The 25,762-nt window shown below is 72.1% G+C and carries 14 protein-coding genes, 1 tRNA gene and 1 pseudogene; 10 read left to right on the top strand and 6 right to left on the bottom strand.

The annotated features are described in order from the left end of the window. Positions 1–440 precede the first annotated feature (440 nt). From trpD to trpA, 4 genes are all read left to right on the top strand, one after another. Entirely contained in the window at positions 441–1,484 is a 1,044-nt protein-coding gene (gene trpD, locus WMF31_RS31055; RefSeq protein ID WP_420878034.1) for an anthranilate phosphoribosyltransferase, read from the top strand. Then, positions 1,477–2,970 (top strand): bifunctional indole-3-glycerol-phosphate synthase TrpC/phosphoribosylanthranilate isomerase TrpF, encoded by a 1,494-nt coding sequence (gene trpCF, locus WMF31_RS31050; RefSeq protein ID WP_436605404.1) that lies wholly within the window; start codon positions 1,477–1,479, stop codon positions 2,968–2,970. Before trpD ends, trpCF begins: the two co-directional genes overlap by 8 nt. Positions 2,971–3,062: 92 nt before the next feature. Beyond that, positions 3,063–4,256 (top strand): tryptophan synthase subunit beta, encoded by a 1,194-nt coding sequence (trpB, locus tag WMF31_RS31045; RefSeq protein ID WP_436605403.1) that lies wholly within the window; start codon positions 3,063–3,065, stop codon positions 4,254–4,256. Further along, positions 4,253–5,077, top strand: coding sequence for a tryptophan synthase subunit alpha (trpA, locus tag WMF31_RS31040; protein WP_436605402.1), 825 nt, complete (start codon positions 4,253–4,255; stop codon positions 5,075–5,077). The genes trpB and trpA overlap by 4 nt, the downstream gene beginning before the upstream one ends. 187 nt (positions 5,078–5,264) lie before the next feature. On the opposite strand, the gene WMF31_RS31035 is transcribed toward trpA, so the two are convergent. After that, positions 5,265–8,864 carry a POTRA domain-containing protein gene (locus WMF31_RS31035; RefSeq protein WP_436605401.1) on the bottom strand — a complete coding sequence of 1,200 codons (3,600 nt, stop codon included), beginning with the start codon at positions 8,862–8,864 and terminating at the stop codon, positions 5,265–5,267. A 260-nt stretch (positions 8,865–9,124) separates the two neighbouring features. Here WMF31_RS31035 and WMF31_RS31030 point away from each other — a divergent pair, with 260 nt between their 5' ends. Next, positions 9,125–9,928 carry a phosphate/phosphite/phosphonate ABC transporter substrate-binding protein gene (locus WMF31_RS31030; RefSeq protein WP_436605400.1) on the top strand — a complete coding sequence of 268 codons (804 nt, stop codon included), beginning with the start codon at positions 9,125–9,127 and terminating at the stop codon, positions 9,926–9,928. A gap of 33 nt (positions 9,929–9,961) precedes the next feature. Here WMF31_RS31030 and WMF31_RS31025 read toward each other — a convergent pair whose 3' ends face one another. The 3 genes from WMF31_RS31025 to WMF31_RS31015 all read right to left on the bottom strand — a co-directional run bounded on the left by WMF31_RS31025 (position 9,962) and on the right by WMF31_RS31015 (position 18,038). Next, entirely contained in the window at positions 9,962–14,416 is a 4,455-nt protein-coding gene (locus WMF31_RS31025; RefSeq protein ID WP_436605399.1) for a translocation/assembly module TamB domain-containing protein, read from the bottom strand. Between the two features lie 119 nt (positions 14,417–14,535). Beyond that, positions 14,536–16,209 (bottom strand): energy-dependent translational throttle protein EttA, encoded by a 1,674-nt coding sequence (gene ettA, locus WMF31_RS31020; protein ID WP_436605398.1) that lies wholly within the window; start codon positions 16,207–16,209, stop codon positions 14,536–14,538. Between the two features lie 170 nt (positions 16,210–16,379). After that, positions 16,380–18,038, bottom strand: a complete 1,659-nt coding sequence (locus WMF31_RS31015; RefSeq protein WP_436605397.1) for a lipopolysaccharide biosynthesis protein — start codon at positions 18,036–18,038, stop codon at positions 16,380–16,382. 189 nt (positions 18,039–18,227) lie between these two features. On the opposite strand from WMF31_RS31015, the gene WMF31_RS31010 reads away from it, so the two are divergent. Next, positions 18,228–18,303, top strand: a tRNA-Asn gene (locus tag WMF31_RS31010). Between the two features lie 326 nt (positions 18,304–18,629). On the opposite strand, the gene WMF31_RS31005 is transcribed toward WMF31_RS31010, so the two are convergent. Beyond that, the gene (locus WMF31_RS31005) at positions 18,630–20,474 is read right to left on the bottom strand and encodes a GmrSD restriction endonuclease domain-containing protein (RefSeq protein WP_129345925.1); all 1,845 of its coding nucleotides are present in this window, start codon (positions 20,472–20,474) and stop codon (positions 18,630–18,632) included. Between the two features lie 8 nt (positions 20,475–20,482). Here WMF31_RS31005 and WMF31_RS31000 point away from each other — a divergent pair, with 8 nt between their 5' ends. From WMF31_RS31000 to WMF31_RS30985, 4 genes are all read left to right on the top strand, one after another. After that, positions 20,483–20,638, top strand: a complete 156-nt coding sequence (locus WMF31_RS31000; protein WP_436605396.1) for a hypothetical protein — start codon at positions 20,483–20,485, stop codon at positions 20,636–20,638. Positions 20,639–20,694: 56 nt separating this feature from the next. Beyond that, a complete protein-coding gene (locus WMF31_RS30995) occupies positions 20,695–21,624 on the top strand; it encodes a hypothetical protein (RefSeq protein WP_436605395.1) in 930 nt (309 codons plus the stop codon). 247 nt (positions 21,625–21,871) lie between these two features. Next, positions 21,872–22,858, top strand: a complete 987-nt coding sequence (locus tag WMF31_RS30990; RefSeq protein ID WP_436605394.1) for an AAA family ATPase — start codon at positions 21,872–21,874, stop codon at positions 22,856–22,858. 22 nt (positions 22,859–22,880) lie between these two features. Next, positions 22,881–25,427, top strand: coding sequence for a S8 family peptidase (locus WMF31_RS30985; RefSeq protein WP_436605393.1), 2,547 nt, complete (start codon positions 22,881–22,883; stop codon positions 25,425–25,427). 150 nt (positions 25,428–25,577) lie between these two features. Here WMF31_RS30985 and WMF31_RS30980 read toward each other — a convergent pair. After that, positions 25,578–25,631, bottom strand: a pseudogene (locus WMF31_RS30980) (transposase domain-containing protein); the annotation flags it as partial. Positions 25,632–25,762 lie beyond the last annotated feature (131 nt).

Raw genomic sequence — 25,762 nt, 5'->3', positions numbered from 1 at the left:
ACAGAACAGCGCCGCGCAGCCGCCGCGCGCCGGCGGCCAGTCCGGCAGAACTGGTAGAACCCGCCAACGAGAAACGCCGCGAACCCGCTTGACCCCCCGCGCGAGCGCAAGCTATGTTCGCCGCATGCCCCGCGCGCTCCCCGCGCCCTGCGCTCGCTCCCTCCGCTCCGAGGCGGTCATCCTCGGGAGCGTCGAGCGTATCGCCGCTCAGGTGGGGTTGCTCGCGGCTGGGTTCTGCTGGTGGTGCTGGTGGCTTACCGCGGCGGGCCCCTACGACGGGTGACGCGCCTCCCCCGCGGAGGCCGACCTGGAAGGAAGAAAAGGAGGCCCGCCGAACAACGGTGGGCCTTTTCGTTTTTGTCCGCTATTCAGGGCGCCGCAGATCGAGTCTGAAGGAGCAGTGTTTGCCAGAACGGCCGTGAGATGAGGAGCGAACCATGATGCATGCCGTGATCGATGCGCTCTGCGCGGGCGTGGACCTCTCCGTGGAGCAGGCCGAGGCGCTGTTCCGCGACGTGGTCGCCGGGGCGCTCACCGAGGTCGAGCTCTCGGCCCTGCTCGTCGCGCTCAAGGCGAAGGGCGAGACCCCCGCCGAGATCGCGGGCGCCGCGCGCGCGCTCCGGGCGGCGTCGGCGCCGTTCGAGCGGCCCGCCTACGTCTACGCCGACTGCTGCGGCACCGGCGGCGACGGGCAGCGCACCGTCAACGTGTCGACCGCGGTCGCCTTCGTGACGGCCGAGGCCGGCCTCCCGGTCGCCAAGCACGGCAACCGCTCCGTCTCCTCCCAGTGCGGCTCCGCCGACGTGCTCGAGGCGCTCGGCGCCCGGCTCGACCCGCCGGCCGACGTCTCGCGCAGGGCCCTCGACGAGGCCGGCTTCTGCTTCCTCTTCGCGCCGCAGTACCACGCCGGGCTCCGCCACGCGATGCCGGTGCGCCGCGCGCTCAAGGTGCGCACCATCATGAACCTGCTCGGGCCGCTCGTGAACCCGAGCGCGCCGTCCATCCAGGTGATGGGCATCTACGACCCGGAGCTCGTCTCCCACGCCGCGCGCACGCTCGGGATGCTCGGCTGCCAGGCGGCCCTCGTCGTGCACGGCGGCGGGCTCGACGAGATCGCGCTGCACGCCCCGACCCGCGCCGCCCTGCTCCGCGACGGCGTCGTCGAGGAGCTCACGCTCGAGCCCGCGGACGCCGGCGTCACGCCCGCGCCGATCGAGGCGCTCCGCGGCAGCGGCCCGGCCGCGAACGCGGCGTGGCTCCGCGGCATCCTGGAGGGGCGCGGGGAGCCCGCGCACATGGACGCGGTCGCGATCAACGCGGGGGCGCTGCTCTGGATCTCCGGGCGCGCGGCCACCCTGCGCGAGGGCACGGCCGCGGCGCTCGACGTGCTCAGGTCGGGGCGCGCAGGCGAGCGGCTCACGCGGTTCGTGGCGCTGAGCCGCGAAGGCGCCCAGGACGCGGCGAAGGAGGCGAAGCATGGCTGAGCAGGGCAGCAGCGTGCTCGCGCGCATCGTGGCGCGGAAGCGGGTCGACGTGGCGGAGCGCGAGCGGCGGACCCCGCTCGACGCCCTCCGCGCGAAGGCCGCGCCCACCTCGCGCAGCCTGCGGCGCGCGCTCGCCGCGCCGGGCGCGCGGTTCATCCTGGAGTGCAAGAAGGCCTCCCCGTCCGAGGGCGTGATCCGGCCCGACTTCGACCCGCACGCGGTCGCCGCGGCGTACTACGGCGTCGCCGACGCGGTGAGCGTGCTGACCGACGAGCCGTTCTTCCAGGGCAGCTTCGCGTACCTCCAGGCGGTGCGCGAGGTCGTGGACGTCCCGATCCTCTGCAAGGACTTCGTCGTGACCCCCTACCAGGTGGTCGAGGCGCGGGCGCACGGCGCGGACGCGATCCTGCTGATGATGTCGGTGCTGGACGACGCGACCGCGCTCGCGTGCCTGCGCGTCGCCGAGGAGCTCGGCATGGACTGCCTCGTGGAGGTCCACGACGAGGCGGAGCTCGACCGCGCGCTCGCGCTGCCGGCGCCCGTGCTCGGCATCAACAACCGCGATCTGAAGACGCTCAAGGTCGACCTCGCCGTGTCCGAGCGGCTCGCCCCGCGCGTGCCGGCCGACCGGATCGTGATCGCGGAGTCGGGCGTCGAGTCGCGCGCCCACGTGGAGCGGCTCTCCCGCGCGGTCGACGGCTTCCTCGTGGGCACGTCGCTCATGCGCCGCCCCGACATCACCGACGCCGCGCGCGCGCTGGTGACCGGCCGGGTGAAGATCTGCGGCCTGACCCGGCCCGGGGACGCGCGCGAGGCGGAGCGCCTCGGGGCGCGCTTCGGCGGCCTCGTCTTCGCCGAGGCGTCGCCGCGGCGGGTCACGCGCGCGCAGGCCGAGCCCGTGATCGCCACCGCCGCGGGCCTGCCCTTCGTCGGCGTTTTCCTGAATCAACCCGCGAACTTCGTCGCCGACACCGCGCGCGGCCTCGGGCTCCGCGCCGTGCAGCTCCACGGCGACGAGGACGCCGCGTTCATCGAGGCGCTGCGGCGCGCTCTGCCCGAGGGGTGCGAGGTCTGGAAGGCGGTCCCGATGGCGCCGTCCGGCGAGGCGACCTCCGGCGAGGCGACCGACGCCGCCGGAGCTCCGGGGGGGGCCGGGGCGCTCGCCGCGGCCCCGGGCGGCGCGGACCGGCTCGTCTTCGACACGCGCACGGCCGAGGCGCGGGGGGGCACCGGCCGGACCTTCGCCTGGAGCGCGATCGAGGGGCACCCGGCGCGCGACCGGAGCCTGCTCGCGGGCGGGCTCAACCCGGGCAACATCGCCGCGGCGCGCCGGGTGGGGACCTGGGCGCTCGACGTGAGCTCGGGCGTCGAGCGCGCGCCCGGCGAGAAGTGCGCGGACCTGCTCGTGCGCCTGTTCGACAGCGCGCGCGGCCCCTCGCGCCACGACCCCGCCCCGGCGGCCCCGGCGGACCGCGCTTCCCCCTGACGGCATCACCGAAGCAACCGCATCATCGAAGCAATCGAATCACCGGCGTACCGACGTACGCACCACGCACAACGACGATCGAGGCAATCACCATGCAGCAAAGCGGCCGCTTTGGCGCCTTCGGCGGCGCCTATGTCCCGGAGATCCTCGTGCCCGCGCTCGAGGAGCTCGAGCGCGCCTACCTGGACGCGCGCGGCGATCCGGCGTTCACGGCGGAGTTCAACGCGCTGCTCGAGCGCTACGCGGGCCGGCCGACGCCGCTCTACCGGTGCCGCAACCTGACCGGCGATCCGCGGGTCCGGGTGTACCTCAAGCGCGAGGATCTGCTCCACGGCGGCGCGCACAAGACGAACCAGGCGCTCGGCCAGGGGCTGCTCGCCCGGCGCATGGGCAAGCGGCGGCTCATCGCCGAGACCGGGGCCGGGCAGCACGGGGTCGCGACCGCGATGATCGGGGCGCTGCTCGGGCTCACGACGCGCGTCTACATGGGGGCGAAGGACGTCGAGCGGCAGCGGCTCAACGTCTTCCGGATGCGGCTCATGGGCGCCGAGGTGGTGCCGGTGGACTCGGGCTCGCAGACGCTGAAGGACGCCATCAACGAGGCGCTGCGCGACTGGGCCGAGAGCTACGAGGACACCCACTACCTGCTCGGGACGGTCGCCGGACCCCACCCGTTCCCGACGATCGTGCGCGATTTCCAGTGGGTGATCGGCCGCGAGGCGCGGGCGCAGATCCTCGAGGACGAGGGGCGCCTGCCCGACGCGGTGCTCGCGTGCGTGGGCGGCGGCAGCAACGCGATGGGCATCTTCTCCGAGTTCATCCCGGACAAGGACGTGGCGCTCATCGGCGTCGAGCCCGCGGGGCACGGGCTCTCGACCGACAAGCACGGGGCGACGCTCCTCAAGGGGCGCCCGGGCGTGCTGCACGGGTCGGAGACCTACATCCTCCAGGACGAGCACGGGCAGGTCGCCGAGACGCACTCGGTGTCGGCGGGGCTCGACTACCCGGGCGTGGGGCCGGAGCACGCGCACCTCATGACGTCGGGCCGGGCGAGGTACGTGGCGGCGAGCGACGCCGAGGCGCTCGACGCGTTCCAGGAGCTCGCGCGGAGCGAGGGCATCATCCCGGCGTTCGAGTCGGCGCACGCGATCGCCCACGCGCTGAAGCTCTCGGCGGAGGCAGCGCGGGAGGGGAGGGAGACGGTGCTCGTCGTGAACCTCTCCGGCCGCGGAGACAAGGACATGGAGCAGGCGCAGAGGCTGCTCGATCCCGGGAGGTCGACATGAAGCGGGAGACCATCAAGACGCGCTACGATGGCGCATTCGAGCAGCTCGCGAGGCGGAAGGAGGGGGCGTTCATCCCCTTCCTGATGCTCGGGGACCCTGATCTCGAGACGAGCGCGCGGCTGCTGCGCGCGGCGGTGGAGGGCGGCGCGGACGCGCTCGAGGTCGGCATCCCGTTCTCGGATCCGATCGCGGACGGGCCGACGATCCAGGCGGCCGCGGTGCGGGCGCTCGAGGCGGGGGTGCGGCCGGCCGACTGCATCGAGCTCCTCGCGAGGCTCCGGGCGGACGCGAAGGACGTGCCGATCGGCATCCTGACGTACGCGAACCTCGTGAAGCACCGCGATTTGAAGGGGTTCTACGCGTCGGTGGCCGCGGCCGGGGTCGACAGCGTGCTCGTCGCCGACGTGCCCGTGCGGGAGTCGGAGCCGTACGTGACGGCGGCGCGCGCGGTGGGCGTGGCGCCGGTGTTGATCGCGCCGCCCAACGCGCCGGAGGCGACGCTGCAGATGCTCGCGGAGCGGTGCTCCGGGTACACGTACTGCGTCGCGCGCAAGGGCGTGACCGGGGCCGACGAGCAGGTGCAGCTCGGCCACGGGGCGCTCTTCGAGACGCTGCGCCGGTTCGGCGCGCCGCCGCCCATCCTGGGGTTCGGGATCTCCAAGCCGGAGCACGTGCGCGCCGCCCTGGAGGCGGGGGCGGCGGGCGTCGTCAGCGGGTCCGCGGTCGTCCAGAGGGTCGCGGCGCACCTCGGGGATCCCGAGGCGACGGCGCGCGCCGTGACGGGCTTCGTCCGGGAGATGAAGGCGGCCACGGCGCGCTGAGCGTCAGGCGTGCGCGACGCCCGCCCCCTCGCGGGGGGAGGGGCCCGCAGGGGGCTCGCCTCCGGGGCTTGCGTTCCGGCGAGCCCCTGTCGTGGCTCGCCTCCACTCCAGCCCCTCCGGTGAGCCCCCTGCGGGCCCCTCCCCCCGCGAGGGGGCTCGACCTACATGCCGTCTTCGTGGGCGCCTGTCAGAAGAGGCCCACGGAGAAGTGGAGGGCGCCGGTGCCCTCTTGCAGTTCCTCGCGGGGGACCAGGTTGAAGCCGTAGTCGAGCGCCAGGGGGCCGATGGGGGTGTTCACCCGCAGGCCGGCGCCGAGCGCGTAGCGGAGCGTGCGCGGATCGAGGTTGACGTTCCTCGCCCTGACCCAGAGGTTGCCCGCGTCGAGGAAGAGACCGAGCTGCAGCAGATCGGTCAGCGGGACGCGCAGCTCCGCGCGCGGGTTCAGCACGACCGTGCCGCCGCGAGGGATGTCGTAGAGCTCGACGTTGCCCCCAGATCCCACGGCCCGTCGCGCCTCGTCCAGGCCGTCCTCGGGGTAGAGCGACTCGGCCAGGTGGGAGCGGAGCGAGTCGACGCCGCCCAGGAAGAACAGGCGGTCGGGGTAGGTCCCGCTCTCGGCGACGAGCGGCTGGATGTACCCGCCGGACAGGCTCAGCGCCAGGACGAGGCTCGGCCGCTCCGTGAACGGGATGTAACCCGACACGCGGCCGGTGAACCGCAGGAAATGGCTCTCGCGGAAGGCCGCGCCGGTGTCGTCCCGGTCGAAGGCGTCGACGTGCTCCACGCCGCCCGAGAGGAGGAAGCCCTCGGTCGCGGCGAAGGGGCTGTCCCGCGTGTCCCAGGACGCGTCGAGCCGCTGCGCCAGGGCGATCGTCTTGCCTTCCGGCATGCGGAGCTGGTTGAGGATGTCGCTCTTCTTCTCGCGGTCGGTGTCCTGGAAGAAGCCGACGTCGTTCAGCTCGGTCGACACCGCGAGCTGCGTCGTCACGGCGCGACGCGGCCGGTACGTGATCGCCGGGATGAGCGCCTGCTTCGTGAAGCCGAAGTCGAGCTGGTTGTCGCGCACGTCGATGCCCGAGAGCGACAGGCTGACGAGGGGGCCGAGGCCGATGTCCGGGAGCGTGATCGAGACGGTGTTGCGGCGCTCGAGCTGCAGGTCGCCGCTCAGGTTCTCGTAGTGGCGGCGCGCCGTGGCGTCCGGGATCATGAACTCGAACAGGTAGCTGAGCTGGATGCGCATCGTGAGGCCGATGGCCAGCCCGCCGATGTTGCGGTGCCCGTACTCGAAAGCGAAGCGGATGCCCTCGCCGGTGGAGAAGCCGATCTGCGGGTTGAGGTACTGCGGGAGCTGCTCGACCACGCTGATGATGACCCGCTTGTCCTTCTGCGGGACGTCCGGGTCCTCCAGCGCGATCGAGACGCTGGAGAAGGGGCCGAGCGTGGCGATGCGCTCCTCGCTGAGGCGCGCCTGCGACTGCCGGAACGGGGCGCCCTCGCGGAGCAGGACGCGGCGGAGGATCAGCCGCTCGTCGGTCCGGGTGGCCCCCTTGACGACGAGGCCCTTGACGGTCACCCGGTCGCGCTCGGCGATGATGAACCGCGCGCGGGCGCGCGTGCGGTCGGGCGACGGCTCGATGTCGGTGCGGACCTCGGCGAACGCGTACCCGAGGTCGCGGTACGCGTCGAGGATGCGCAGCCGCGCGGCGTCGAGGGCGAGCGTCGAGAGGGGCTGGCCCACCTCGAGATCGGCGATGGCGCCGAGCCAGCGCTCGCTGAACGGCGCGTCCTCCGCGCAGAAGCGACGGTCGCGCGCGTTCAGGTCGGCCTGGCCGCAGAAGCCCTTGTTGCCCTCGAACGCGAGATCGTAGAGCTGGGTCTGGGGGCCAGGGTGGACCGGGATGCGCAGCGTCACCTCGGGGGCGCACGTGATGTGCTTCGCCGGGTCGGGGCGGCACGTGAGCGCGGGCGGGACGGGTGGCTCGGGGAGGGGGAGGCCGAGCGCGTCGGTGCGGCACTGGGCCGTGACGCGCTCCTTGACCGGCTCCGGGAGGCAGGCGCCCTTCGGCGAGCGGCGCGCGCAGGTGGCGCGGAGCACGGAGACGGGGCCGACCACGGCGTTGAGGTAGCCCTTGCTGAAGTAGAGATCGCGCAGGTGCTTGAGGGCGCGATCGTACGTCTCCTGGACGTACGTCATCGCCGGGTTGAGCTCGATCGGCCTGGACCGGCCGCCGGCTCCCCGGGTCGGGCCGAAGAGGTCCGCGACGACGCGCGGGTCGGGGATCGAGAAGCCGTCGGCGCCGGGCAGGTCCTCCTCGAGAAAGCTCTCGATCTCCTGGCCGAGGTCGTCGGCGCTGAGCTCGCCCGTGAGGCAGGGGAAGACGCGCTTCGTGACGCGCACCTGCTCGTGCTCGCGGATGGTGAACATGAGGTAGCGGACCGGATCCGCCGGGGTGCCGCCGAGGGAGGGGGTGACCTCGGCGTCGAGGAAGCCGCGCTCGATGTAGAAGGAGCGGAGCCGATCGGCGAGATCGCCCGGCCGGGTCGCGGTCGCCTCGCCGAGCTCGAGCGCGGCCTCGAGGGCGTCGTCGTCGAAGGCGCGGTTGCCGTCGAAGGCGGGGACGATGCGCGAGCCGGGATCGAGGTAGACGTAGAGGTAGTTGTTCGGGCCGACCGCGAGCACGCGGTGGGAGACCTCGGCGTAGTGGAAGCCGTTGCGGCGGAGCAGGTCGGCCATCTCGCGGTCGGCCTCGGCGAAGGCGGGCTCGTCGATGCGGGCGCCGACGCCGAGGCGGTAGCGCTGCTTGAGCGCGCCGAGCTCCCGGTCGGCGCGCGGATCGACCACGAAGACGCGCTGGGAGACGGTGCGCGGGGCGCCGGCCTCGATGTCGAGGGCGAGGACGATCTGGGCGCCGTCGTCGGTGTCGACCGCGCGCACGGCGACCCGCGCCGCGGGGTAGCCGTGCTGCGCGTAGAAGGCGCGGATGCGGGGGGCGACCTCGGCGAGGCCGGGGGCGGTGATCTCACCGCCCTCGGAGACGCCGGCGGCTTCCAGGGTGTCCTGCCGGTCGAGGGCGCTGCCGGTGATCTGGATGGTCGCGATGCGCCGGCGCGGCAGGACGCTGATCCGGAGCACGGCGCCGTTCGCCACGAGGTGCGCCTCGGCCCACGCGCGGCCGAAGCGGCCGCTGCCGAGCAGCTCGCGCATGGCGCGGCGCGCGGCGTCGGCGCTGAGCGGCTCGCCGCGCTTGACGCGGGTGATCGGCGGGGGCGCGGCCAGCCAGCGATCGCCCTGGACGACGATTTCGATGTCGACGATCGGCTTGCCGGCGAGCGGGCCAAGGGCGATCGGCTCGCGGAGCGCGGGCACGTCGGTTGCTTCGGTCGGCGCAACCTGGGTGGGGGTCGGCGCAACCTGGGTGGGGGTGGCCGCAACCTGGGTGGGTCTGGCCGCAACCTGGGTGGGGTTGGTCCCAACCTGGGTGGGGTTGGCCGCAACCTGGGTGGGGTTGGCCGCAACCTGGGTGGGTCTGGCCGCAACCTGGGTCGGGTTGGTTCCAACCTGGGCGGGTCTGGCCGCAACCTGGGTGGGTCTGGCCGGGGTGGGTCTGGCCGCAACCTGGGTCGGGTTGGTTCCAACCTGGGTGGGTCTGGCCGCAACCTGGGTGGGGTTGGCCGCAACCTGGGTCGGGTTGGCCGGTCTGGCCTCCGCGCGCGCGGGGAGGGCGGAGGCGCCGAGCGGCGCGAGGCCGAGCAGCAGGGGGGCGAGGGCGTGGCGGAAGCGAGCCATCAGGCGCGGAGCGCCGGGGGACGGAAATAGAGCGAACCGGCGCCGGCTTGCACGAGGTGCGCAGCGTAGCCCGGTTGGGCGGCCATTTGGCAAGAGCCCGTCCGCGCGGCGCTCGCCCCAGGTGTTTCCACGCCTTCCCGCCTCTCCGCGAGCTCCCCCCGCGGACCGGTTCACCCCCGCGCTCGGGAGGCCGATGTGCGCGACGTGGGATCTCGGCGACCGAAGCTCGTGCTAGCGTCGCCGCCCGTGCGAGGCACAGGATGAAGGACCTGGCGATGCTGGTCGGCGCCGTGGCGCACGACTCCAAGGTGGTCACGCTGTGGGAGAGCCTGCGCGAGCACTTCCGCGAACATGGAATCCTGATTGATTTCGCGCTGTTCTCTACGTACGAGCGCCAGGTGGAGTCGCTGCTCCGCGGGCACATCGACGTCGCCTGGAACAGCGCCATCTCCCACGTGCGGGTGAAGCGGCAGACCGAGGGCCGCTCCCGCTCGCTGGCGATGCGCGAGATCGACCGCGACTTCCACAGCAAGCTCCTGGTCCGCCGCGACGCCGAGGTCGGGGCGCTGAGCGACCTCGAGGGCAAGCTGCTCGCCGTCGGGAGCGCCGACTCGGCCCACGCGCGCATCCTGCCGCTCCACTTCCTCCGGCAGGCGGGCGTGGCGGTCGACAAGATCCAGCTTTTGCCGTTCGAGGTGGACCTCGGCAAGCACGGGGACACCGCGACCAGCGAGGTCCAGGCGCTCGCCGCCCTGCACGAGGGCAAGGCGCAGGCCGCGGCGGTCGGGGGCGCGGTGTGGCACGCCGAGCAGGCGAACGGCCACATCGACCTCCGCCGCGTCGATGTGCTCTGGACCACGCCGGCTTACGACTTCGCGATGTTCGACGCGCTGCCGACGCTGTCCGAGGCGAAGGCCGAGGCGTTCCAGCGCGCGCTGCTCGGCATGACGTGGAAGAACCCGAAGCACCGGCGCATCTTCGAGATGATGGGCCACAAGCAGTGGGTCTCGGGCCGCGACGACCGCTACGGCGCCCTCGACGCGGCGCTCGCGGCCGCCTCCTGAGCCCCGGCGGGCCCCGCCGTTGCCGGGCGCCCGCTACTCGAACTCGAGGCGCCACCGCAGATCGGCGCCCACGTTGCCGAGCGGCGAGCTCGCCGCGTCGTTCGCGTTGTCGTAGGACCCCTGCACGCTCATGCGATCGCTGAGCTTCACCTCCACGCCCGCGCGCACCTGGCTGCCCTGAGAGAGCCCCGTCGTCACGTTGGCGCGGACCGCGTCGGTGATGCGCTTGCCGAGCGTCACCGTCGGCTCCGGCGCGCCGGTCTTCGACGAGTAGCCGGTGCCGAAGCGGAACTCGTCGATGATGGGCACGATGGTCTTCACCGCCTTGTCGGCGCCCGTCAGCGACGACAGCGCCTCGAGCCCCACGGTCTCGCCGATCGACGACATGAGGCCCTGGTTGAGCTCGGCGCGCGTCACGCCGAGCGTCAGGAGCAGGACGATGTCCTCCTGGCTGAGCGGGGGATCGCTCGTCAGGTTGAGCCGGAGGTTCTCGGCGTCGCCCTGCGCGTGCAGCTTGATGCGCCAGTGCCCGCCGGTGCTCGCGCTGGCGCTCAGGCCGGCGCTCGCGGGCTCGGCGCCCGGGTCCGCCGCCGCGGCGCTGCTCGATGACGTGTAGCGGCGGTACTCGCTCTCGGCGCGCACGTCGACCTTCGGGGCGATGCGGAACGGGTCGTCGAAGCGGACGAAGCCCTCCCGCACCTCGAACTCCGTGCTCCGCAGCATGAGCTTCGACGCGGGCAGGATCCGCAGCGTGCCGAGCGCGCCGAAGCGCTGGTTCGTGCCCGCCAGCTCGAGCCCGCCGGGCGAGACCTCCAGCCGCATGTCCGCCAGGTTGTTGGAGAAGCGCAGCGGGTTCGGCGACACCACCGTGACCTCGAACCGGACCAGGTCGGCCGCGGGATCGTACGTCTGCACCGACGTCCGCTGGCGACCCGTCAGGTCGCCGAGGTCGACGCTCATGACGATCGGGCGCGTGTAGTTGAACGACGTGAGCGTGATCCTGCCCGTGACGCTCGGGAGGTTCCGCTCCCCCATCCCGTCGTCCTCGATCCCGGGCTGGAAGGTCGCCGTGAGGTTGGCGTTCGCGGTGAGGTTCACCCCGTCCGCGATCGGCAGCTTCACGCCGGTCGCGAGGATCGAGGCCGTGGCCGTGCCGAGCGAGAGGCCGCGCACCGGCATGCGCCCCGACGCGGTCACCCGGCCCGAGCCGACCGTCGCCTCCGCCCGCGTCAGGCGCACCATGTCGCCGCCGAGCTCGATCTCCGCCTCGACGTCGTCGAGCGAGACCGGCAGGCCCACGAGGTCGAGCTCGCCCTCCTTGAGCGTCGCCGAGCCTGTGTAGCGCAGCCCCGACAGCGGCCCGGTCACCTGGACCGCGGCCTCCACCTTGCCGCGCGCGCGCATGTCCGCGCCGACCTGCGACACGTCCGTCGGGCTGAGCCGCAGCGCGACGTCGAGGTCGGGCGCCGTGAGCGCCTTCTTGACCGCGCCGGAGGCGGTGAACCTCGCGGACAGGCCCGAGGCGGCGCCCTCGAAGCGGAGCTCCGGGAGCGTCACCGCGTTGTCCGCGAGGCGGATCGGCCCGCTCGGGCTCGCGAGCCGGAGCTGCTTGCCCTGCCGCTCCAGCTCGAGCTCCGCGATGGCCAGCGTGAGGGCCGCCTGCCGGGGATCGGCCATCGGGAGCCGCTCGACGTCGAGCGTCGCCGTGAGCTTGCCCTTCGGCGGCGCCGCCGCGAACGGGACGCCGGGGATCAGGTTCGCGAGGGTGCCGAGGTCGAGCGCGTGGATGCGCACCCGGCCGTCCACGATCTTGCGCCGCTGGCGCGTGGTGCGGAGCCCCTCGAGCGCGATCTGCCCGCCGAACAGCGAGCCGTTCGCCACGAACGACCCGTCCGGCAGGTCGCGCTCGAACTCCGCCGGATCGAACGGCGCGCCCTGCGGGTTGCCGCACCGGGTCGTGCCGAGGACCCTCGGCGGCTTGCCCTCGGGCAGGATCGCGACCTCGACCCGCGACGGGGGCAGGCTCGCGTTGTGGATGCGGATGCGCGAGACGTGGACGTCCGCCACGCCCGCCATCCGGCTCACCGTGCCGCCGAGGCTCGCGACGCCCGACACCGAGCCGTCGAACAGCGGGCCCGCCGGCCCCAGCGCGTCGAGCCGCCGGAGCGGGATGCCGCTCGCGATCACGCTCCCCTTCAGCGCGCCGCCGTGGCGCACGGACACGGACGCCAGCACCGAGCCGGTCCCCTTGCGCAGCGACGCCGAGCGGACGTCGAGCTGCATGCCGTCGGCGCCGGCGGTCTGGTCGTCCCACACGAAGTCGACGTCGACGTCGCCCTCGTCGAACCGCTCCTCGAGCAGCTCGATGTCGTCGAGCCGCATCCCGGCCTGCACGGACAGGTAGCCCCCGCCGCACCGGTCCTTCGGGCCGCCGAGCGCGAAGTGGGCCCGCGCCGTCCCGCTCGCGACCGCCTTGTAGCCGGCGAACCGCGGGTCCTTGTCGAGGCGGAGGATCTCGAGCAGGTCGCGCGCGGCGAGGTGCGGCGCCTCGCGTGTGTCGACGGTCGCGTCCACGACGACGACCCCCGCCGCGCTGTCGAGCGAGCCGCCCCTGGCCAGGCTGTTCGACGGGTCGAAGTCGATCTTGATCGACGGGACCCGGGCCCGGCTCGCGCCGTGCCGCACCCGCGCGTTCTCGAGCGAGAGCAGGAGCGGCTCGAACGCGACCTTCGACGGCTCCACGTCGCCGATCGGGAACCCCGCGAACACGAACTTCTCGATGCCGACCTCGCCGGTGAGCTTCGGGTGCGCGTACGGGCCGCGCAGCGTCGCCCTCAGCGTGGCGACGCCGGCGAGCTCGAGCGCGCTGAGCGGCGAGATCTCCGCGAGATCCACCCGCGAGCCCGCATAGACGTCGACCCCGAGCTGGTCGTTGAAGCCGAGCGAGACGCTGGTCTCGATGTGCGAGCTCGGCGTGTCGATCTCGAAGCCCGAGAGCACGACCGCGGTCGGCCGCACCTGGAACTTGCCGCGCACCGTGCCCTCCCGGACGCCCATCATGCGCTGGCGGGCGGGGTCATGGGTGGGGCGATCGAAGATCTCGAAGCCGCGCGTGTCGACCTCGAGCGGCCCCTCGAGGTCGAGCGGGACCAGCGTGCCGCCGAAGCGCGCGAAGCGGCCCTCGCGCAGCGTCCACGCGACGTGGGCCCGGGGGTGCACGGCGAGGTCGCGGAGCAGGCCGGGCAGCTCGACGCCGAGGACGTCGATCGGCCCCGCCTGGAGCGGCAGGCCCTCCTCGAACGGCCTGAGCTCCGCCGTGGAGATCTTCAGCTTGCCGTCGGCCCAGGCGACGTCGGCGTTCGCGAGCCGCACGGCGTCGGGGGTCGTCGAGATCTCGCCCGAGAGCCGCGTGACGAAGACCCGGCCGTCGAGGCCCGGCTGGTCGAGGACGACGGTGCCCTGGCTGCGGGGGAGCGCGAGGCCGAGCGGGGCGGCCGCGGCGTCGTAGTCGGCCTCGACGTCGAGCGAGACCGAGCCGGACGCGGGCGGCAGATCCACGAAGCGGTGCACGACCGGCACCGGCAGGCGCGCGCGCACGCGGCCGCTGAGCCGGGAGGGCATGCCGCCGCCCAGGCCGACGGCGCGGAGGGCGCCGAGCTCGAGCTGCACCCGCCGCCAGTCGCCGTCGGGGAGCGCGCACGGCGGCGCGGTGCCCGGATCCGGGTCGAAGTCGGCGGCGCCCTCCAGCGTCAGCCGGCGGACGAGCGCGCGGTCGGGCTCCAGGCGGACGCGCGTGTCGAAGCGGCAGACGACGTCCTCGTCGACGCTGTCCTCCTCGGCCTCGCGGCCGGGCGTGGGGTGGGTGTGGACCACCGAGATGAAGCCGGCGCGCATCGCGAGCTCGAAGGCGTCGGACGGCTCGGAGGAGACGTCGACGTCGACCTCGCGCGCCTGGACGCGGACGTTGTCGATCGTCAGATCGAGCCACGCATCGGTGATGGCCACCGAGGAGAGCGGCGCGCGCTCGATCGTGCCGCCGCCGCCCTCGCCGGGGGTGGGCAGGGCGAGGTTCCTGAGCTCGCCGTCCTTCACCACCGCGCGGACGCGGGGGCCGAGGATCTCGACGTCTCCGGCGTCGAGGTGCCCGGCGAGCAGCGAGAAGAGGCGCGGGCGGATCGCGACGCGCTCGAGCTCGAGGAACGGCGCGCCGCCGTCCGAGGACTCGACGACGAGGCGGTTCAGGGCGACCATCAGGGGCCAGGCCTGCACGCGCACCTGGTAATGCGCCGTGATGCCGAGCTCGCGCTGGAGCAGCGCGGCGGTCTCGCGCGCCGCCCACGCGCGCACCGGCGCGGTCCGCACGAGGAGGCCGAGCGCGAGCGGGATCGCCCCGATCACCGCGAAGACGACGCACACGACGCGCACGACGAGGCGCCCGAAGTCGCCGCGGGCCCGCGGCGGCGCGCCCTTTCTCCTCGTGCCGTGCATCGGGGCGAAGCTTAGCTGATGCGCGGGCGAGCGCTTACGTGGGCGGGGTAATCCCGTTCACGGAAAATTCGCCCTGTCGTGGACCCCGCGCGGGACGACCTGGCGGCGGTCGCGGGACGTCAGCCCTCGGTGAGCTTGCGGTAGCGGATCTTGCGGGGCTCGGCCGCGTCGGCGCCGAGGCGGCGCTTCAGGTCGGCCTCGTAGTCGGCGTAGTTGCCCTCGAACCAGACCACCTTGCTGTCGCCCTCGAAGGAGAGGATGTGGGTCGCGATCCGGTCGAGGAACCACCGATCGTGGCTGATGACCACGGCGCAGCCGGCGAAGTCGAGCAGCGCCTCCTCGAGGGAGCGGAGCGTGTCGACGTCGAGGTCGTTGGTGGGCTCGTCGAGCAGGAGCACGTTGCCGCCGCGCCGGAGCAGCTTGGCGAGGTGCAGGCGGTTGCGCTCGCCGCCGGAGAGGTCCTTGACCTTCTTCTGCTGGTCGCTCCCGGCGAAGTTGAAGCTCGCGACGTAGGCGCGCGAGCTCACCTCGCGCTTGCCGACGAGCAGCCGGTCCTCGCCGCCCGAGATCTCCTGCCAGACCGAGTGGTTCGGATTGAGCGCGTCGCGCGACTGGTCGACGTACGCGAGCTCCACGGTCTCGCCGATGCGGAGCGCGCCCGCGTCGGGCTGCTCCAGGCCCATGATCATGCGGAAGAGCGTGGTCTTGCCGGCGCCGTTCGGGCCGATCACGCCGACGATGCCGCCGCGCGGGAGCGAGAAGCTGAGGTCGTCGATGAGCATGCGATCGCCGAAGCCCTTGCGGAGGTGCTCGGCCTCGACGACCACGTTGCCGAGCCGCTTGCCGGCGGGGATGTGGATCTCGGTCTCCTCGACCTTCTTCGACTTGTCCTCGGCGAGCAGCGACTCGTAGGCGGCGAGGCGGGCCTTGCTCTTGGCCTGGCGCGCGCGGGGGGCCATGCGCACCCACTCGAGCTCGCGCTCGAGCGTGCGCTTGCGCGCGCTCTCCTGCTTCTGCTCGAGCTCGAGGCGCTTCTTCTTCTGCTCGAGCCAGCCCGAGTAGTTGCCCTCGTACGGGATGCCGTTGCCCCGGTCGAGCTCCAGGATCCAGCCGGCCACGTTGTCGAGGAAGTAGCGGTCGTGGGTGACGGCGACGACGGTGCCGGCGTACTCGTGGAGGAAGCGCTCGAGCCACGCGACGCTCTCGGCGTCGAGGTGGTTGGTGGGCTCGTCGAGGAGCAAGAGGTCCGGCTTCTCCAGGAGCAGCCGGCAGAGGGCGACGCGCCGGCGCTCGCCGCCGGAGAGCTTGGCGACGTCGGCGTCGGGCGGGGGGAGGCGGAGCGCGTCCATGGCGCGCTCGACGACGCGGTCGATCTCCCAGCCGTTCGCGGCGTCGATCTTGTCCTGGAGCGCGGCGTACTCCTCGAGGAGCGCCTCCATGTCGGGCGGCGACTCGCCGAGCTTCTGGCCGATCTCCTCGAAGCGCTGGACGAGCGAGCGGACCTCGTGCACGCCCATCTCGACGTGCTCCTGCACGGTCTTGCCGGCCTCGAGCTGCGGCTCCTGCGCGAGGTAGCCGATGCGGATGCCGTCGGCGGGCCTGGCCTCGCCGAGGTACTCCTTGTCGACGCCGGCCATGATGCGGAGCAGGGTGCTCTTGCCGGAGCCGTTGATGCCGAGGACGCCGATCTTCGCGCCCGGGTAGAAGGAGAGCCACAGGCCCTTGAGCACCTCCTTGTTGGGGGGGTGCACCTTCCGGACATCCTGCATCGTGAAGATGAATTGAGGCGCCACGATCTCTCCTGCGTGTGCGGCCCGGCGCGGGGGGGAGGGGCGCGCCGCCCGGTCTTCCGGCGCGGCGGCCCGGCCGCTTGCGGGCATCGGGGAGACCGGCCTATGCGAGATTGCGGGCTGCCGGTCAAGAGGGGTCGACGGGTCACGCGGGGCGGGTCACGCGGGACGGGTCACGCGGGGCGGCGGCTGCGCCCGAACGCCTGGCGGAGGGTGGCGAGGTCGTCCCGGCCGAGCTCGCGCGTCGCGACGAGCAGGGCGATGTAGACGAGGCCGACGAGGAGCGCCTCGCCGAGCACGGCGATCTTGCCGAGCCACGGGAGCTGGGCGCCGAGGGCGATCGCGGCGGCCATGGCGGCGAGGACGCGGAGCGCCGTGCGGGCGGCGACGAAGCCGCCGGCCACGCGGTGGAGCAGGGCGCCGGCAACGATCGCGGCCGTGGCGAGCGCGAGCGAGGTGGCGACGGCCGAGCTCACCAGCATGTCCGTGCCGAAGGGGGCGCGCGGGACCGCGAGGGAGCAGCCGAGCGCGACGAGGGCGACGGTGGAGGCGGTGAGGGCGGCGGCGACGCGCTCGCGGCGGAGGCTGGTGAGCGCGGCCGAGGCGACGCCGAGGACGGCGAACGCGCCCATGCCGAGGGAGAGGACGCGGAGGGCGCCGCCGCCGCGGCTCCAGATCTCGACCGGGAAGGCGAAGCGCAGCACGTGCGGGGCGAGGCCGGAGATGGGGGCGACGAGGAGGCCGGTGAGCAGGAACGAGAGGCGGACGCCGGTCATGGTGTAGCGGCGGACCGCGGCGCGATCGCCCTCGGCGTGCGCGCGGGCGAGCATGGGGAAGAGGATGAAGGTGATGGAGAAGAGGAGCTGGTAGGGGAGGAACGCGAAGAGCTGCGCGCCGCGGTAGACGCCGATGAGGTCGTCGGCGGCCTTCTGGCCGAGCGCGAGGGCGTCGGTGGCCTGGCCGAGGAAGCGGCGCAGGAGGAAGAAGTCGGTCTGGAGGAGGAAGTTCAGGAAGGTCTGCGAGACGGCGAGCGGCAGGAGGAAGACGAGGTGCTCGCGGGGGGTGGGGCCGGCGCTGCCGCGCCGGCCGAGGCCGGTGCGGGAGAGGGCGAGCGGGACGATGATGCCGGCCGCGGCGACGAAGCCGGCGATGGCGCCGAGGACGCCGCTCTGGCCGGCGCGGAGGAAGAGGATGGCGCCGGCGGCGATGGACGCGGTGCGGAGCGCGCCGTAGGCGATGTCGAAGCCGGCCTGGGTGAGGAAGCGGCGCTGGCCGTTGAGGGCGCCGACGAGCGGGGCGTAGAGGCCGTAGAGCAGGACGACGGCGGCGGCGAGGCGGAGCGGGGTCGCGATGTGCGGCGCGGCGGAGAAGGAGGCGATGGAGCCGGCGAGCAGGGCGAAGCCGGCGGAGACGACGACGGCGAGCACGGCGTGCAGGGCGAGGGTGCGGCGGAAGGCCTCGGCGACGTCGCGCTCGGCGACGCTGGAGACGGCGCGCGAGACGCCCTGGATGCCCGTGGCGACGATGACGTTGTTGACGACGCCGACGCCCGCGAGGACGACCGAGACCTCGCCGTAGCCGTCGACGCCGAGCAGCCGGGGGAGGATGAGCTGCTGGACGAAGCCGAAGAGGATGAACGAGACCTTGGCGAAGGCGATGGCGAGGCCGCCGCGGCCGGCGGAGCGGGCGGCGGTGGGGCCGGCGGGGGAGGGGGCCGGGGTGGGGGGAGAGGGAGCCGGGGAGGGCTGCGAGGGATCCACGGGGGCCGAGGCGGCCGGGGAAGCCGGGGCGTCCGGCGGCTGCGGCGGGAGGGGCACGGCGGTGCGCTGCACGGCGGCGTTCTCGCAGAAGCACGCCGGGCGGGCAATCTCGCGCGCAGCGGGCGAGCGGGGCGCGAGAGGCGGGCGTGCGGCACGCGGAAGGCGGGCGGGCTCACCGGCATGAAGGAAGATCGGGACGGCGTGCGGATTCGCTTGACGGGAAAGTCTCGCCGACTATTCTCGCGCCCGTCTCCGACGCATTCCAGCTTAGCTCAGTTGGTAGAGCAGGCGGCTGTTAACCGCCGGGTCGCTGGTTCGAGTCCAGCAGCTGGAGCCATTCTTCTCTTGTCGCGAAGTTCAGGCGAGAGCCAGTCAACAGGAGCCCCCGAGGAGAGATCCTAGGGGGCTTCGCTGCTTCTGCGCAGAATCTGGGGCCGTCACGCGCGCCGCGCGTGATGACGCGGCACGCAGGGCAGAGAGCGCGCCATCGCGATCATCTCGCCCGCGGTGGACAGCTTCTCGCCTCTCTCTCGGCATCCGCCGGGGAGAGAGGCGCTGAGGTCGATTGACCGGGGCTACTCAACATGAGCCGCGAGCGCGCGGGGCTCGCGGGTGCATGGAAAGCGAGCGGCACTGATGACGATCCACCTGCTGACCGGGGGCTCAGGCGTCGCTCTCGCCCTCGTCGTCCTCATCCTCGTCGTCCGCGGCGATCGGCAACGCCTCGGTGGGGGCCTTGCCCATGGCCCGCTCCACGAGCCCGAGGAGCGCGGCTTTGCGGGCTGCATAGAAGGCCTCGAACGAGTCGGCGCGCAGCAGCGCGGGAGCGATGACGTGGCTCTTCAGGATGGCGTCCATCGCGGCGTCGTCGAGCTGCACCTGCGCGTGGGACTGGATCTGCGCCAGGTACAGCGAGGGCGCCCGGCCGCCGATCATCCTGTTCGCCTTGTATGAGATGGCCGTCTTGTTGACGATCGCGTTGAAGATGCGCGGCGGGATGCCGCGCTCCTCACACCACTTCTTCGGGAAGATGTGGTGGATGTCCAGCTTCACATCATCAAGGTCGAGATCGACCATCCGCGCCTTCCAGAAGAAGTCACAGGCCCCCTCGCGCTGGAGCAGCACGTACAAGCCGCGGTAGGCCGCGCTCGTGCGCGAGCGGAGGGTATCGAGTCGGTTCGGGTTGAACCCCGCGGCCTGGACCGTCGCGGGCTCGGGCGCCGACGCGTCTTCGATCCACGCCATTAGCTGCTGGACATCGAGCGCGATGCGGGTCTCCACCGCCCCGCCGTACAGCTCGCCCAAGACGCCGCACCAGAACCAGCGTGCGAGCTTCGCCTTGATCTGTGGCTCGAGCCATCGCTCGCCGAGGCGCGCGAGCACGGCCGCGAGCGGCGTGAGCTGCGTGCGGTACGGGAGGAACTTCGGGTGATGAAACCCTTCGCTGCGAAGGAAACGCTCGGCCTGCTCGAAGCCCTTGGTCAGTAGCTCCGACCACTTCTGGTAGGCGGCGAGCGGCATCTCGAGGATGTGCTCACGCTTGGCCGTGACGCCGGTCGCTTCCTTGGCTGAACGTCCTGCTGCGAGGTCCTCGGCACGGCGCTCGGAGGAGTGCAGGAGCGACACGCCCTGAAGGAAGTCCGTCGGCTGGAGGTCGCGCAGAAGCGGCCGCTTGCTGAGACGAGCATGCCGGCCCGCGTGACCGCGGACGCCGAACCAGTCGTCGCGAAGGTTGAACCCATCGGCAGCCCACGTCGCCGTGACGAGCTCGAAGACCGAGAGCGGAACGCCCCCGGTGTTCACCTTCTCGAACACCAGGCAGACCGCTTCCTTCGAGGTCTCCTTCTTCAGGCTGATGACCGGCAGCATGTAGCTGCGGAACGGTTCGACCACCTGGCGCCGGAACTTCATGAAGCGGACGAGCCTCTCTGGAGCCTTCTCCGAGAGGAGCTGCTCCCAGTCGTCCGAGTTCAGGATCTGGCTACACGGGAAGTGGAACGCCTCGAGCTCCTTCTCACGGGTGCTCAGGTCGAGGTCGATCTTGCGCCCGAACTCACTTCGCAGGGTCCGCTGCTCGTCGACGGCAACGATCGCCTCCGCCAGGGACTCAGGGCCCTCGAGCGCCTTCTCGATGTTGAAATAGTAGTGAAGGCGGAGTTCCTTCTTCTTCGCGTCGCGCGTCGCAACTGGCTTGTCGAGCTTCAGGACCTGGGTGAGCGAGGTGAGGCGTTGCTGCCCGTCGAGGATCAGCTCTTCGGCGAGGCGCGCGGATTTGGGCGGCAGCTCGACGCCTTCGACCGGACGGACCTGGAACCGGGTTTCGCCCCCGGTCTCGAGGAGCATCACCGCGCCGATCGGGAAGGAGCGCGCGATGGAGACGAGCAGGGACCGAATGTGCTCGTCATCCCACACCCACCCCCGTTGGAAGTCGGGCAGCTGCAGCTTGCCCTCCACCACCCTGGAAAGGAGCACGCTGAGCTGGGTCTTGGTCGAGTCGAACGTGGACATGAGCACCGATGGCGGACGGCCGCGCCGCGAGGGCTCGAGAATACCCCAGGAACCAGTCGGAGTACACTGACGACGCCCGCAGCCGCGTGTACCTCGAGCTCGCCGACGCGACGCCGGCCGACTCCGTGCGCGGGGTGGCGCTCCTCAAGAAGGTGGTGGGCTGAAGCTCGCGGGCCCCCACGCGCCCCCCGGTGACGAACCTGTGGGGTAGAATGGCCTGATGTCGACGCCAATCATCGCCAACGAGATCGAGCGCTACGTTCGCACCGGCGACGCCGATATGGATGCTTGGGCGTGGCCAGGTGACTTCATGGAGCGCGGCCGCCGCCAGCACGCCGACCTTCGCGGCGCGCTCGTCGAGGAGGTCCGTCGGCTGGCGAAGGGGCGCTCGCACGAGCCGGTGCCCGCAAACGTCGGCGTCGAGTTCACGCGCGCCAAGGTGGAACCGATGGTGCGCGGGCTCTTCGCGCGCGCCGAGCAGGACGTCGTGCTCGCGACGTTCGAGAAGTCCGTCGTCTACGTCACGAGCGACACCATCGAGCCGATCATCCTGAATCACAGGTGGGATCGCTCCGCGTGGGACATCGCGAACCTGTACCTCCTCAGTGTCGGCGCGAAGCTGCTCGGCAAGAAGGCCGCGCGCATCGTCGGGCTGAGCGAGGAGACGACCTGCTATGTCTCTCCGGAGTACTTCGCCGAGGACGATCCGTTCGCCGACTTCATCGTCCACGAGGCCGCGCACATCTTCCACAACTGCAAGCGGCGCACGATCGGGCTCCGCGAGACGCGCAGGAAGGAGTGGCTGCTCGACATCGAGTTCGGGCAGCGCGAGACGTTCGCCTACTCGTGCGAGGCCTACGCCAGCATCGCCGCGCGCGCGAAGAGCCCCGCCGAGCGCCGGGCGCTGGCGGCCGAGTACGGCTCGAAGCGGCGGATCTCGGAGGAGCGCGTGGACCCGGCCGAGGTGGCGAGCATCGTCGCGGAGGCGGCGAGCGCGAGGAACGGCTGGAAGGTGATCCTGGCGCGGTGCGCGCCGACCAGGAAGCCGCGCTCGGCGCTGCAACTCGCGCGCGAGATGATCGCCGCTTCGGACCGTAGCGCGTCTGCAGATGCCCTGCGCTCACGCAAATCTGGTTATCGCCGCCCCTGAAGTCCACAACGAGATCCTGTTCCTCGAGCTGCCCCAGGCCCCAGCCGATCAGCGAGCGCGGCCTGCGTGAGATGCGGCTCGGGACCACGGATTGGCAGGAGTCGCGTCAGCGACGGGAGGGGCTGAATGTGGGGCTGCCGGCCGGGCCGGAAACGCACGATTCCTTGACTTCGGGAGCAGAATCCTGTAGCCGCTGCGCGCTTTCGATGGCTCCGGTCGGGGGCTCGGGGTACAAAGTAAGGACGTCGTGGCCACCGCGGACCAGGTCAAAGCGCTCATCCGAAGCCACGCCGATGGCGACGACACGCGCTTCTACGCGATCGCCATGCAGGTGGCGGCGCAGGCGGCGCGGAGCGGCCACGGCAAGTTCGCGCAGGAGCTGCGCGAGCTCGTCGACCAGGTGAAGGCGCGCGCGAAGGCGACCGAGCCCGTCCGGGGGCCGAAGCCCGTCCCGCTCGCGCAGCCCCGAGGCGAGCTCGCCGGCCTCCTCACGGTTAGCTACCCGAAGACGCGTGTGCGCGACATGGCGCTGCCCGCCGCGCTCCGCACGCGCCTCGACCGGGTGCTCACCGAGCAGCGTGAACGCGACCGTCTCCGCCAGCATGGCTTCTCGCCCATGCGGAAGCTCCTCCTCGTTGGGCCACCCGGAACCGGCAAGACGATGACCGCGGCGGCGCTCGCGGGGGAGCTTGGCTTGCCGCTCTTCAGCATCCAGCTCGACGGGCTCATCACGAAGTACATGGGCGAGACGGCCGCGAAGCTGCGCGTGGTCTTCGACGCAATCCAGGCCACGCGCGGCGTGTACCTGTTCGACGAGTTCGATGCCCTGGGTGGCGAGCGCGGCAGCAAGAACGACGTCGGCGAGATCCGCCGGGTGCTGAACTCGTTCCTGCAGTTCCTCGAGCAGGACGACTCGGACAGCCTCGTGCTGGGGGCGACGAACCACGTCGGTCTGCTCGACCGCGCGCTCTTCCGTCGCTTCGATGCCGTGCTCGAGTACGCCCTTCCCACGCAGGAGATCGCGACGCGCGTGATGCGCGGTCGCCTCGCGCTCCTCGACACGAGCAGCGTCGACTGGAGCGCCGCGGCTCACGCCGCCGACGGGCTGAGCCACGCCGAGATCGCGATGGCGTGCGAGCAGGCCGCGAAGAACGCCATCCTCGACCACTCCACGACCGTGCGCGACGCGGAGCTCGTGGCCGCGCTCGAGGAGCGACGCAACACGCACGCGTAGCGGGCACCGGGGGGACTGACGCGTGGCCGCTCCTCGCAACCGCAAGCACATCCTCGTACCCGGTCATCCGTCGACGGAGGCCTACAAGCCTCACCCTCGGAGGATCGAGGCGACCAGGCCTGCGCCACCCGCGAGCCGCACCAGGCACGGCAAGGCGCTCGCTCGCGCGCTGAAGACCGCCGTCGCGGAGGCCGACCAGCGCCGCCGGGACGCGGGCACCGCGGTGCACGGCGCCGAGCCGGGCCTCTACGTGCAGTTCGAGAGCCAGCCGGGCGCCCCGCTCCAACTGAGCGCGCTCGAGGATGCTCGGCAGGGCATCGAGCTCGTTGCCGTGAGCCACACCAAGACGGACGAGCCCGAGCCGCGCCGCATCGAGCGGGCCACGGTGTTCGTGCCCGACGGGAAGGTGAAGCACTTCCTCCAGCGCTTCGAGAGCTACGCGAAGACAGCTCCCAAGAAGAAGGGCGAGCGCCGGCACGAGGACATGCTCGACCCGGTGGCGACACTGCGGCTCGCGACGCTGCGCGGGCTGTGGACGGACGCGGTCGAGGCCTATCCCGACGAGCATGAGGTCATCTGGTGGGAGGTGTGGCTTCGCCGGCAGGATGGCGACGAACTCGCGCGCCTGCTCGAGTTCGCTGGGCTGAAGCGACTCGACGTTACGCCCCGCCGCCTCCAGTTCGACGACCGCATCGTCACGCTGTTGCGCGCCTCACCGTCGCAGCTCGCGGCCTCCGTGGACGTGCTGAACGACCTCGCCGAGGTGCGGAAGGCCAAGGAGACGGCGACGGTCTTCGTCGACATGGGCCCGGACGAGCAAGGCGACTGGGTGAAGGAGCTCGTCGCGCGAACGACGCCGCCCCCCTCGGACGCGCCAGCGGTGTGTGTCCTCGACACCGGTGTGAACCGCGGGCACCCGTTGATCGAGCCAGCGCTCGATGCCGCGGATTGCCAGGCCTGCGACCCGTCCTGGGCTACCCACGACCACGACGGCCACGGCACCGAGATGGCGGGGCTCGCTCTCTACGGCGATCTCACGCCGGTGCTCGCTGGCTCGGCGCCGCTGCCGCTCCGGCATCGCCTCGAGTCGGTGAAGATCCTGCCGCCGAACGGCCAGAACCCGCCCGAGCTCTACGGCGCCGTCACCGCGGAGGCAGCGAGCCGCGCCGAGATCCAGGCGCCTTTGCGGAGCCGCTGTTTCTCGATGGCGATCGCTGCCACCGACGAGCGCGATCGAGGCCAGCCCACCTCCTGGTCCGCCGCCGTCGACGCGCTCGCGGCGGGCCGCGCGTTCGACGCGAGCACGCGCGGGCTCGTCTACCTCGACGGCGGCGACGAGGCTGCTCGTCGGTTGTTCGTGCTGTGCGCGGGCAATGTCGATGCGAACGCTCTCCAGCCGACGCACCTCGACCGGAGCGACACTGACCCGATCCACGATCCGGGGCAAGCCTGGAACGCGCTCACCGTCGGCGCCTTTACCGAGATGGCCGTCATCGCGGACCCGAGGTGGTCGAGCTGGCAGCCGGTGGCCCGACCGGGGGACCTCTCGCCCTGGAGCACGACGGGTGTCACGTTCGCCGAGGCGTGGCCCATCAAGCCCGATGTCGTCTTCGAGGGTGGCAACGTCGTGACGAACGCCAAGGGCGAGGTCGACTTTCCTTGCCCCGACCTCAGCCTGCTCTCGACGCACTACCGGCCCTCCGAGAGGTCCTTCGTCCTGAGCTGGGCGACGAGCGCGGCGACCGCACAGGCTGCCCGCATGGCCGCGATGATCGCCGCCGAGTACCCGACGCTGTGGCCCGAAGCGGTGCGCGCGCTCGTCGTGCACGCGGCCGAGTGGACGCCGGCGATGCAAGCGCACCTGCGCGGTGCGAGCGGCAAGCGGGAGCGAGCGAGACTCGTTCGGCGCTACGGCTTCGGCGTGCCCCGCCTCGAGCGTGCGCTTCGTAGCGCGAGCGACGCGCTCACCCTCATCGCCCAGGCCCGCATCTGCCCGTTCGTGCCGAAGCCCAGCAAGCCCAACGAGCGGCAGATGGGTGACATCCACTTCTTCGAGCTGCCCTGGCCGCGCGAGGTCCTCCAGGGCCTCGGCGAGACGGCGGTGCGGCTGCGCGTCACGCTCTCCTACTTCATCGAGCCGAACCCGGGGCGCCGCGGCTGGAAGAGACGCCACCGCTACGCGTCGCACGGCCTGCGCTTCGAGGTGAAGGGCCCGACCGAGTCGATGGACGAGTTCCGCAAGCGCCTCAACCATAAGGCGCTCGAAGAGGACGAGGAGAAACCCACGACTGGAGGCGACTCCTCCGAGTGGTACCTCGGCGAGCAGGCTCGCAATCGCGGCTCGATCCACTCGGACGTCCTCTCCGGCTTCGCCGCCGACCTCGCGGAGCGCGGCGTCGTCGCGGTCTACCCTGTGAGCGGCTGGTGGAAGGACCAGCCCAGGCGCGATCGGAGCCACCTGGGCGCGCGGTACGCGCTGGTCGTGAGCATCGAGACACCGGGCGTCGAGACCGACATCTGGACGCCCGTGGCCCAGCAGGTCGGCGCGCTGGTCGAGATCGCGGGCTGACGGCGTATTCGGCGCTCCTCGGCTCTTGTAGGCAGAGTCCGCTTCCTGCATTCTTCCTCTCGTCGACGACGAGCAGGGCGCGGGGGCGCGCCCAGTAGCTGGGGCGAGATCGCGGTAGCGCTCGCGCGGCCAGCAGGGCATCACGCGGATGACGTCGGCCAGGTAGGCCTCGGGGTCGAGACCGTGGAGCTTGCAGCTCGCCACGAGCGAGGAGAGGTTGGCGGCGGCAGAGGCGTGGTCGTCGCTGCCAAAGAAGAGCCAGGACTTCAGCCCCTCCGGTGAGCCCCCAAGCGAGGTCACCACCGTCGCGTCGGCAAGCTCGAGGTACACGCGCC

Source organism: Sorangium sp. So ce1036 (assembly GCF_051369805.1).
Classification (GTDB): domain Bacteria; phylum Myxococcota_A; class Polyangia; order Polyangiales; family Polyangiaceae; genus Sorangium; species Sorangium cellulosum_F.
Note: the sequence above shows the minus strand (reverse complement) of the source record. Positions and strands in the feature narration are given on the sequence as shown.